The sequence below is a fragment of the Roseovarius salinarum genome, from assembly GCF_002834145.1.
Taxonomy (GTDB): domain Bacteria; phylum Pseudomonadota; class Alphaproteobacteria; order Rhodobacterales; family Rhodobacteraceae; genus Roseovarius; species Roseovarius salinarum.
Genome location: NZ_PHNT01000012.1, coordinates 8,101 through 18,100 on the forward strand (window position 1 = coordinate 8,101; position 10,000 = coordinate 18,100).

General features: G+C 61.3%; 6 protein-coding genes, 1 tRNA gene, 2 rRNA genes and 2 pseudogenes (1 of these 11 cut by a window edge). 5 read left to right on the forward strand and 6 right to left on the reverse strand.

Annotated elements, in window-relative coordinates; translation table 11 throughout:
* A pseudogene (locus tag CEF10_RS17470) lies at window positions 1-1,227 on the reverse strand (IS256 family transposase); the annotation flags it as partial.
* A 221-nt stretch (window positions 1,228-1,448) separates the two neighbouring features.
* On the opposite strand from CEF10_RS17470, the gene CEF10_RS11535 reads away from it, so the two are divergent.
* Both CEF10_RS11535 and CEF10_RS11540 read left to right on the forward strand, forming a co-directional pair.
* The gene (locus tag CEF10_RS11535; protein ID WP_101068331.1) at window positions 1,449-1,847 is read left to right on the forward strand and encodes a hypothetical protein; all 399 of its coding nucleotides are present in this window, start codon (window positions 1,449-1,451) and stop codon (window positions 1,845-1,847) included.
* The gene (locus CEF10_RS11540) at window positions 1,847-2,233 is read left to right on the forward strand and encodes a hypothetical protein (RefSeq protein WP_101068332.1); all 387 of its coding nucleotides are present in this window, start codon (window positions 1,847-1,849) and stop codon (window positions 2,231-2,233) included. Before CEF10_RS11535 ends, CEF10_RS11540 begins: the two co-directional genes overlap by 1 nt.
* 15 nt (window positions 2,234-2,248) lie before the next feature.
* Here the strand turns inward: CEF10_RS11540 and CEF10_RS16915 are convergent, their stop codons facing one another.
* Both CEF10_RS16915 and CEF10_RS11550 read right to left on the reverse strand, forming a co-directional pair.
* The gene (locus CEF10_RS16915) at window positions 2,249-2,425 is read right to left on the reverse strand and encodes a hypothetical protein (RefSeq protein WP_157933019.1); all 177 of its coding nucleotides are present in this window, start codon (window positions 2,423-2,425) and stop codon (window positions 2,249-2,251) included.
* A gap of 322 nt (window positions 2,426-2,747) precedes the next feature.
* Window positions 2,748-3,747, reverse strand: a pseudogene (locus tag CEF10_RS11550) (IS5 family transposase).
* Between the two features lie 191 nt (window positions 3,748-3,938).
* Here CEF10_RS11550 and CEF10_RS11555 point away from each other — a divergent pair.
* From CEF10_RS11555 to CEF10_RS17475, 3 genes are all read left to right on the forward strand, one after another.
* Complete coding sequence (locus CEF10_RS11555; protein ID WP_157933020.1) at window positions 3,939-4,202, forward strand: hypothetical protein; 264 nt, start codon at window positions 3,939-3,941, stop codon at window positions 4,200-4,202.
* A 429-nt stretch (window positions 4,203-4,631) separates the two neighbouring features.
* Window positions 4,632-4,784 carry a hypothetical protein gene (locus CEF10_RS16920; RefSeq protein ID WP_157933021.1) on the forward strand — a complete coding sequence of 51 codons (153 nt, stop codon included), beginning with the start codon at window positions 4,632-4,634 and terminating at the stop codon, window positions 4,782-4,784.
* Between the two features lie 116 nt (window positions 4,785-4,900).
* On the forward strand, window positions 4,901-6,517 hold the full coding sequence (locus CEF10_RS17475) for a recombinase family protein (protein WP_408638466.1): 1,617 nt from the start codon (window positions 4,901-4,903) through the stop codon (window positions 6,515-6,517).
* Here the strand turns inward: CEF10_RS17475 and CEF10_RS11570 are convergent.
* The 3 genes from CEF10_RS11570 to CEF10_RS11580 form a co-directional block, all read right to left on the reverse strand.
* Window positions 6,474-6,550 (reverse strand) — tRNA-Met (locus CEF10_RS11570). The two genes, CEF10_RS17475 and CEF10_RS11570, sit on opposite strands and share 44 nt — an antisense overlap.
* Window positions 6,551-6,629: 79 nt before the next feature.
* Window positions 6,630-6,744 (reverse strand): 5S ribosomal RNA (gene rrf / locus CEF10_RS11575).
* A 104-nt stretch (window positions 6,745-6,848) separates the two neighbouring features.
* Window positions 6,849-10,000 (reverse strand): 23S ribosomal RNA (locus CEF10_RS11580); it runs 287 nt beyond the window's last position.

A 10,000-nucleotide genomic window follows, 5' to 3' on the forward strand; every position in this document is an offset into this window, starting at 1 on the left:
TGATCGCGCCGACGAGCCTTATAATGGCCTCATCGTTTGGGAAGATGCCGATGACATCGGTGCGCCGCTTGATCTCGCGGTTCACCCGTTCCAGCGGATTCGTCGATGCGATCTGGGTCCAGTGCTCGCGCGGAAAATCCATGTAGGCGAGCACATCGTCGCGCGAGGCATCCATGAAGGTGCCGAGCTTGTCCTGCTTTTCGCGCAGAGCATCCGCAACGGTGTCCCACTGGGCTTCAGCCTCGGCCTTGGTTTCCTGGGCGAAGATCGTCTTCAGCATCGCTGCCACCGCCGTGCGCTGCTTGGCCGGGGCGTGTGCCAGCGCATTGCGCATCCAGTGAACCCGACAGCGCTGATGAGTGGCATTGAAGACCCGCCGCGCCGCCGCCCGAAGACCCTTGTGGTCGTCTGCGATCACCAATTTCACACCGCGCAGGCCACGGTCGGCCAAGGAGCGCAGGAAATCAGTCCAGAACGTCTCGGCCTCGGAGGGGCCGGTGGCGACGCCCAGAACCTCGCGCTTGCCGTCCTCGTTGATCGCGACGGCTATTATCACAGCGCGGCTAACGATCCGCCCGCCGTCACGCACCTTGATGTAGGTCGCNCAGTCCAGAACGTCTCGGCCTCGGAGGGGCCGGTGGCGACGCCCAGAACCTCGCGCTTGCCGTCCTCGTTGATCGCGACGGCTATTATCACAGCGCGGCTAACGATCCGCCCGCCGTCACGCACCTTGATGTAGGTCGCGTCCAGCCAGAGGTAGGGCCAGGCCCCCTCCAGCGGTCGGTCCAGGAAGGCGTTCACCCGCTCGTCGATCTCGGCGCAGAGCCGGCTGACCTGGCTCTTTGACATCCCGCCTGCGCCCATGGCCTTTACGAGATCGTCCACAGAGCGGGTCGAGACGCCGTGGACATAGGCCTCCTGAACCACCGCCACGAGGGCCTTCTCGGCCGTCCGGCGCGGCTCCAGGAAACTGGGCAGATAGCTGCCCTTGCGCAGCTTCGGGATCTCCAGCGCGATCCGGCCGGCACGGGTATCCCAGTCGCGGTCACGGTATCCGTTGCGCTGGACTTCCCGCAACGGCGAGCGCATGCCCTTGGCCGCGCCCGTCCGCGACTCGACTTCCGCCTCCATGATCCGTTCGGCGGCGAAGGCCAGCATCTCGCGCACGAGATCGCCATCCGCCTGCTGTTCAACCAACTCGATCAGTGCCATTCTCTCATCGGTCATCGTCATCTCCGTCTTTGGTTTCGAGTGTTGCAACCCGAACCTTTGCCGAAGATCGACGGTGGCCGCCAGCGTCACCACCGGCCGCGCGCCGCGCTACGCCGGGGGCGCCGCGCGCGGCCTCTTACACCAAGCGTTGGGACACAGCCGCACCACCCGACCGGAGCAGGGATCTCTGACGCGGCCCACGGGGGGTCGCGCACTCCACCAGGAAAGGTGATCCCATGAAACAGACTCCCGATATCCGTGCCCTGCTCCGGCACATGAACACCGCCGGCGATTTCATGCGCTGGCTGCGCGACGAAGGGGACAGCCTCGTCGCCTCGGCCGAGCTGCTCGGTGGGCCGCGTTGGGCCGAGCGGGCCGGGGCCGTTGCCGCCGCCGCGCAGGCTGGTCACGATCTCGCCGCCCGCCGTGGCGAGCTCGACGCGCTCCACCGGTTGCTGCGTCTCGAGTTCACCGACGCGATCGGCAGCGTGGAGGCCCGGCGTTTCGCCGCCGTCCACCCGGATGATCCGCGGGCCCATGTGGCCCGGCGGTGCGCGGAGGTGCTCGGCCGGGGGCTGCGGGCGCTCGAGGCGCTGCGGCTGGCCGGCGTCGTCAGCATGCGGGAGGCCGCGTGATGCGAAACGACCTGACCGCCACACGCGCGCAGGCGCGGTGCCTGACCTGCTACGCCGGCCAATGGCTCGAGTTGATCCATTTCCGCGCCCACGCCGCGGCGGAAACCTTCTCGACCAGCATGACCACGTATCACGACATGCTGGACCCTGCCGCAAGTGATGCCGCCCGACTCGAGGCCTGCCGCCGGATGCGGCGCCAGGTGCGCCGCCGGGCGGCGGCCGAACGCCTGGAGGGCGAGGCCGCCCATGCGCGGCTGCGGCCGATCGATCCCTACTGCCTGCGCTGGCGCACCACGCCGGATGGCGCAACGTTGGAGACCATCGCGTGCCTGCTCTCGGCCGCGATCGAGATCTTCGAAGCCCGCCTCGACGAGGCGGCCGCGTAGAAGAACGCGGGGCCGTCAAACGGCGGCCCCGCCCATCGTTCGATGCCGTTCATCAACCTTGGCGGTCGCCCGTGAAAAACGGGCCCGATGGCGGCTTGCCGCCATGCGCTGCAGATTGTCGCCCTGTTCGTCTCCGTGGCTGAGACCGGCAAAGAGGGCGGGAAGCAGAAGTTCGCTGCGCTTGATGTCCACACCGAGTTGATAATCAGCCGATGGGTATGTCTTTATACTTGATCCATGGTGGTCTTGGGCCTTGAATGCGAGCTGTTATTCATCGAAAGAACAAAGTAATGTGCTTGGCGTTTAGGCTCCAGACTCATTGATGGTCAAAGCCAGAAGATCACGTCTACGGCCAGCGCGATGGCCGATAGGGATCGTATGATCTACCGCTTCGGCTTTGCCGATTTCGGGTCGAGGGCGGTCTGACGAGGACAAGTCGGCCGGTGATGCCGGCGATTTCCGGATATCTGCCGGCTCGAATGGCCGGGATCGGCTTTCGAGAGCAGCCTCCGCCTCATGCCAGCAGTCTTCGTCGGACGAGGAACAGGTTGCCGAGGGCGCACAGCATGAAGAGCTGTGCCCGGTTCTTGGCGAGGCCACGATAGCGCGTCTTGAATTACCCGAACTGGCGCTTGAGCATCCGGAAGGGATGCTCGACGCGGGCCCGCACCATGGCGATGATCCGGTTGATGTGCGCGTCGGCCGGGTGCAGCGCGCAGCCCTTCGGCGCCTTCCTCATGACGCCCCGGAACTTGCCGGGGCCGCCGAACGCGGCTTCCCGCGCCGCGCTGACATAGCCCTTGTCGGCCCACACCGACGTTTCCGCGCCGTGCAGGAGCTCGTCCCAGACCTGGCTGTCGTGCACCTTTGCCGTCGTGGTCTCAACGCTGTGCACGATACCGCTTTCAGCATCAACGCCCACATGCGCCTTCATTCCAAAGAACCAGTCGTTGCCCTTCTTCGTGGACGACATCTCGGGGTCGCGGGCCTTGGCCTCGTTCTTCGTCGAGGAAGGCGCATCGATAATGGTCGCGTCCACCAGCGTGCCCGAGCGCAGCGTGATCCCCTGATCGGCCAAATGGCGGTTCACCTCGGCGACCAGCTTCCCGGTCAGCGCGTGCTGCTCCAGCAGATGGCGGAAGTCGAGGATGGCGTCCTCCGGGCTTACGCGGCCGCATCTGTGGCCACGGTCCCGTCGGACCGTCCGGGATCCGATCGTCGCCCAACTTGATACCCGCGAACCGGCGCATGGCGTCGCTGTCGTAGAGCATCTCCTCGGCCATCGGGTCGCTGAGCGCATACCACTGCTGGAGGAAGTAGACCCGCAGCATCGTCTCCAGCGGCATCGGCGGACGCCCACCCTTCGGCCCGGCCTTCGGATAGTGCGGCTCGATCAGCGCAAGGAGCCGGGTCCACGGCACCACCGCCTCCATCTCGGCGAGGACCTTCTCCCGCCGCGTCTGATTCTTCTTCATCGCGTGGCGGAGGCCAGGAAAGGCGGGCTGCTTGGGCATAGACGGGCATCCTTCGTGCTCCCTCCCAGTCTACCCCAAGCCGCTCAGAGGGCGAAGTTCTTCAGACGTTTCAATAATTGCTTGTCGTTTCACTTGGTGCCGACCGTGCCCCGCTTATCGATGGCGATCTGAACGGGTAAGAGTTCCAGTGCGCCTGGAGCCTCGACAGCCTCCATGAGGTCAAGGTTTGGGTGCGCAACGTCGCCCGACATCCGGACCCGTTTTCCTTGCCGCGCATCGGCCGCCGGTTCTTCCCGGACTTCGTCGCAAAGCTACGCGACGGTCGGCTGTTCGTGGTGGAGTACAAGGGCGAGCACCCGATCGGGGCACCCGAAGCGCGCGAAAAGGACGCCATCGGGAGAATATGCGCGCGCACCACCGGAAACGTGTTCCTCATGGACCGCCGACCAGATCATGGCGTGGACATGTCCGGCCAGATGAGAAAGGCGCTCTGAATAGTTGAGCCCCGCCACGTGGTCGGTTTTTATTCCGCCGTTGACGAGCCTCGACACCGGTCTTTTCCGGCATGTCATACGACCTGACAATCCTGCGACTATTTGTCGCGGATTTCGTGCGGAATTGGCAGGGCCACGGGGCGCCCCGAGTTAGCCCTACATGGGTTCGCACTATTGAGACTGGATCGACAACCAAAGTGACGGCCTTTGCGCAGAGCTCGGTGGAAGCTGTTCAAGGGCCTCTCAGCAGCTTGTCGCGTCAATGACAGGCATTCCAGTCTCAAAAAAAATATCGAGAAACCCCAGTCATTTAACCGTCCACTCGCCCCTGAGGTCAGAATTTTTTGCCATCGCCGTTTCTGGTCAGGTTCGGAACACCCCCTATCCCGGCTGTCGCGAAATTGCGGCGACAACAACAGGAAGTTTGACATGAAGATGAAGAACCAAGAGTCGGAAACGGTGGTAGCCGCGAACGATAACCCCGGCGGGTCGCGCACGGCGACGGTAAAACTTCAGGACATTGCGACGCTGATGGCACAGGCGTATGTCGCGGAGCTCAAGAAGAAGGAGCAAAAGGGATGACCGCAGGAGCGCGGAAAGCGCGCCGCGCGGCAGCGGCGCGCAAATCGGACCAAGGAGCTCGGGCGCGGCCGAAAGCCGTGATCTACGCGCGCTACAGCAGCGAAAAACAGAACGAAATGTCCGTGCAGGACCAACTCTCGCATTGCCGTGGCGCGGCTGACCGCGCCGGCTTCGAGGTGGTCGAAACGTATTGCGACCATGCTTCGAGCGGCCGGACGCTGCTACGCAGCCGCCCAGGCATTCTACAGATGAAGGATCACATCGCGCGGGGCGGCGTCGATGCCCTGTTCGTCGAGGGGCTCGAGCGGATCGGTCGGCGCGCCGCTGACGTCGTAACGACGGCGGACTGGTTCGAGCATCGCCAAGTCGATCTCTATTCCGCAAACGCCGGTCGCGTTGACTGGAAGATGGTTCCTTTCTACGCCGGCATCGCAGACATACAAGCGCGCGAGATCGGCGAGAAGACGCGCCGCGGGCAGGCAGGTACGACCGCGCGCGGACGCGTTGCGGCAGGAGTCGCGTACGGCTATCGCGTGGTCCACGACAAGGACCTGAACCGCGAAATCGACCCTCAGCAGGCCAAGGTGGTTCGCCGTGTTTTCGAGGAGTATGCGGCGGGCTTATCTCCGCGCGCAATCGCGGCTCGCCTGAATGCCGAAGGTGTTTTGAGCCCCCGTGGTGGCCAGTGGAACGACAGCACGATCCGCGGAAACGCGAAGAAACGGGACGGCATGCTCCGCAATGAAGCGTACATCGGAGTGATCGTTTACGGTCGCAACCAATTCACGCGTGATCCGGACACCGGCAACAGGATATCCCGCCCGGCTGACGACGACCGGATCGTCCATCGCGAGCGCCCGGAGTTACAGATCATCGGCGACGATCTCTGGAACGAGGTACAGAATCGGTTAGAAGCAACTTATAAACGTCATGCGAAGGCAGAACCGGATCGCCGTTCTCTGAACGGGGCGCATCGGGCGAAGTATCTACTCGCGCGCCTGATCACCTGCGATTGCTGCGGTGCGGGTTATACCATCGTTGGCAAGGAACGGTACGGTTGTTATGGCCGCAAGACGCGTGGGGCATCCGCATGCTCCAATTCGAAGACGATTTCTCGCTTCCGGCTGGAGGAGCGCGTGGTGGCGCGACTTCGCCAGGGCCTGCTGACGCCGGAGTTGGCGACGCATTTTGCGGCCGAGGTGCAGCGTTTTTGGCAAAACGAGGAGGCTGAAGCTCGCCAGCAGGATCAGTCGCTGGAAGCCGACCTGGCGAAGGTGAAGAAGGCTATCGAACGCCTGCTCGACCTTCTCGAGAGCGATGCAGGAAGTGACGCGCTTCTGGGTCGGCTCAGGGCGAAAGAGGAAGAAGCGCGGCGTCTGGAAGCTGCGATCGCGGCTCGTGATGCCGAAGCATTGAGCACGACATCGTTGGATCCGGGCGACCTCGAAGCTGTCTATGAACGACTTCTCCGGCGGCTGAATTCGTTCCTGAGCGCGCCTGAGCAGGTGGTGCTCGCAAATGAATTGCTTGGCGATTTGATCGCCGAGATCCGAGTTCGTCCCGACGAGGTTGCCCGGGACGGTCTTGCCGTGGAGATCCATGGCGATCTGGCGCGAATGGTTTGCGCAGGGTCCGAATACGAGAAGGGCGCCCCACAGGGCGCCCTTCCGTACTTGAGTCAGATTTCGGTGGTTGCGGGAGCAGGATTTGAACCTGCGACCTTCAGGTTATGAGCCTGACGAGCTACCGGACTGCTCCATCCCGCGCCATTTTTGCACGCCCTGCTAGGTATCGGTGTTCAGGGCGTGGCATCGTAAGAGAGACACGTTTCAAGGGTTTTTCTAGGTTTGGCGGCGACCTACTCTCCCACGTCTTGAGACGCAGTACCATTGGCGCTACAGCGCTTAACGGCCGGGTTCGGGATGGGACCGGGTGTTTCGCTTGTGCTATGACCACCAAACCGAGAAAAACCCTCAAAATCCAAGTCCTGCACACTCGGTGCATGCTTCTGTCCGTAGCGTGCGTATGTTTTGCACACGTGGCCAAGTCTGGCTTCTACTGGATCAAATCAAGCCTGTCGGACAATTAGTACCGGTCAACTGAACGCATTGCTGCGCTTACATCTCCGGCCTATCGACGTGGTGGTCTACCACGGTCCTCGGGGATACCTTGTTTTGAGGGCGGCTTCCCGCTTAGATGCCTTCAGCGGTTATCCAGTCCGTTCATAGCTACCCTGCACTGCGGCTGGCGCCACAACAGGTCCACCAGTGGAACGTTCACCCCGGTCCTCTCGTACTAGGGGCAACTCCTCTCAAGTATCCTACACCCACGGCAGATAGGGACCGAACTGTCTCACGACGTTCTAAACCCAGCTCACGTACCTCTTTAAACGGCGAACAGCCGTACCCTTGGGACCTGCTCCAGCCCCAGGATGAGATGAGCCGACATCGAGGTGCCAAACACTGCCGTCGATATGGACTCTTGGGCAGTATCAGCCTGTTATCCCCGGCGTACCTTTTATCCGTTGAGCGATGGCCCTTCCACACGGGACCACCGGATCACTATGGCCGTCTTTCGACTCTGCTCGACTTGTCAGTCTCGCAGTCAGGCTGGCTTCTGCCATTGCACTCAACGAGCGATTTCCGACCGCTCTGAGCCAACCTTCGCGCGCCTCCGTTACCATTTAGGAGGCGACCGCCCCAGTCAAACTACCCGCCACGCAGGGTCCCGGACCCAGGTTCATGGGTCGCGGTTAGACATCAAGAGTGCGAAGGGTGGTATCTCAAGGGTGGCTCCACCGGAACTAGCGTCCCGGCTTCGAAGCCTGCCACCTATCCTGCACATCACAATCCTGATGCCAGTGCGAAGCTGTAGTAAAGGTGCACGGGGTCTTTCCGTCTAACCGCGGGTAGCCTGCATCTTAACAGGCAATTCAATTTCGCTGAGTCGATGTTGGAGACAGCGGGGCAGTCGTTACGCCATTCGTGCAGGTCGGAACTTACCCGACAAGGAATTTCGCTACCTTAGGACCGTTATAGTTACGGCCGCCGTTTACCTGGGCTTCAATTCGGTGCTCTCACACCTCCTTTTAACCTTCAGGCACCGGGCAGGCGTCAGACCCTATACGTCGTCTTGCGACTTCGCAGAGCCCTGTGTTTTTAGTAAACAGTCGCCACCCCCTGGTTTGTGCCCCCGGACCCTGGTTGCCCAAGACCCGGGCCTCCTTCTCGCGAACTTACGGAGGTATATTGCCGAGTTCCTTCAACATCGTTCTCTCAAGCGCCTTGGTATGCTCTACCAGTCCACCTGTGTTGGTTTAGGGTACGATCTTGTGGAGGTGCTATTTCCAGGGACTGATCAGCGGCCCGGACAATCCGATAAGTCCGAACAACAGTCACAATCCGTCACATCCTCCTGGCCCAGGAATATTAACCTGGTTCCCATCGACTACGCCTTTCGGCCTCGCCTTAGGGGTCGGCTTACCCTGCTCAGATTAGCTTTAAGCAGGAACCCTTGGACTTTCGGCGACAGGGTCTCTCACCCTGTTTGTCGCTACTCATGTCATCATTCTCGCTAGTGATCTCTCCACCGGCTGGCTCACGCCCCGGCTTCATCGAAAGATCCTTTCCTCCAACGCGCCGCGAAAGGCGCTAAGGAGGAATGGATCTATGTCACACTACGCTCCGCTACCAGTGCTTACGCACTCCTGAGCTTCGGCTCATGGCTTGAGCCCCGTTACATCTTCGCCGCAAGACAGCTTATTTAGACCAGTGAGCTGTTACGCTATCTTTAAAGGATGGCTGCTTCTAAGCCAACCTCCTGGTTGTTTTGGCCGTCTCACCTGCTTTCCCACTTAGCCATGAATTAGGGGCCTTAGCTGCAGGTCAGGGTTGTTTCCCTCTCCTCCATGGGCGTTAGCACCCACAGAGTGTCTGCCATCTAGTACTCCCGGGTATTCGGAGTTTGGTTAGGATCAGTAAGCCTGTGGGGCCCCATTACCCATCCAGTGCTCTACCCCCCGGGGTATTCGGATGACGCTCTACCTAAATAGATTTCGCGGAGAACCAGCTATCTCCGAGTTTGATTGGCCTTTCACCCCTAGGCACAGCTCATCCCGATCTTTTTCAACAGATGTGGGTTCGGCCCTCCAGTAAGTGCTACCTTACCTTCAGCCTGGCCATGCCTAGATCACTCGGTTTCGGGTCTGATCCATCCAACTCGACGCCCATTTAAGACTCGCTTTCGCTGCGCCTACACCTAACGGCTTAAGCTTGCTGGATAGACCAAGTCGATGACCCATTATACAAAAGGTACGCCGTCACAAGACTGGACACTTATAACAATCATTTCGTCGGGATCGAGACGCGTAGATGCACGGTTTCGAGACCCGGGTTCGGGCTGTAAAGCCCGGCGTTTGATCGGTGATCAACACCGAGGCTGAAGCGGACGCCCGCCCGGTTCTGAAACCCCACCTCGACGCCCGAGCGAAATTCGACGGGGCCGCCGAGATCGACGCCGGAGCCCTCGTCGTAGAGGCCGGTCATCGCGTGGAATTTCAGGAACAGGTTCTCGCTCGCGTTGGTCATCGTGTAGGTGTGTCCGATCCCGGCCCAAAGCTCACCGTCATTCGACGCCGAGAGCCCGTAGGCCACCTGGAACGGCCCGTTGGCGTGCCGTGTTTCGCGGCGAAGATAGATTTCTTCGCCAACCGCGTTTTCCTGGAACACGGTCTGCCCGATTGCTGCGCTCGCGTGCGGCATCGCATCGCGCTTGGCGAGGCACCCGTCCCGCGGGCAGTGATTGACACCCATGTCGATCAGGCCGGCCACAAGACCGAGAACGGCCATGCTCCCATCCGTCACGAACGCTAGATCCGACATGCTCATTCCCCCGTGGCTTAACGCCACCTGAATGAAGCAGATTGTCATAAGAGTCCAGTCAAGCTCCGACTGCTTGTAGGCGTTCGGTTTCAGGTTCTGTTTCACTCCCCTCGTCGGGGTGCTTTTCACCTTTCCCTCACGGTACTGGTTCGCTATCGGTCAGTAAGGAGTACTTAGCCTTCGAGGGTGGTCCCCCGATCTTCAGACAGGATTTCACGTGTCCCGCCCTACTTGATACGTCCCGCAACGCTTCCCATACGGGGCTGTCACCCGCTATGGCCTGGCTTTCCAACCAGTTCTGGTCACGTCTTGGGCTCGGCTGGTCCGCGTTCGCTC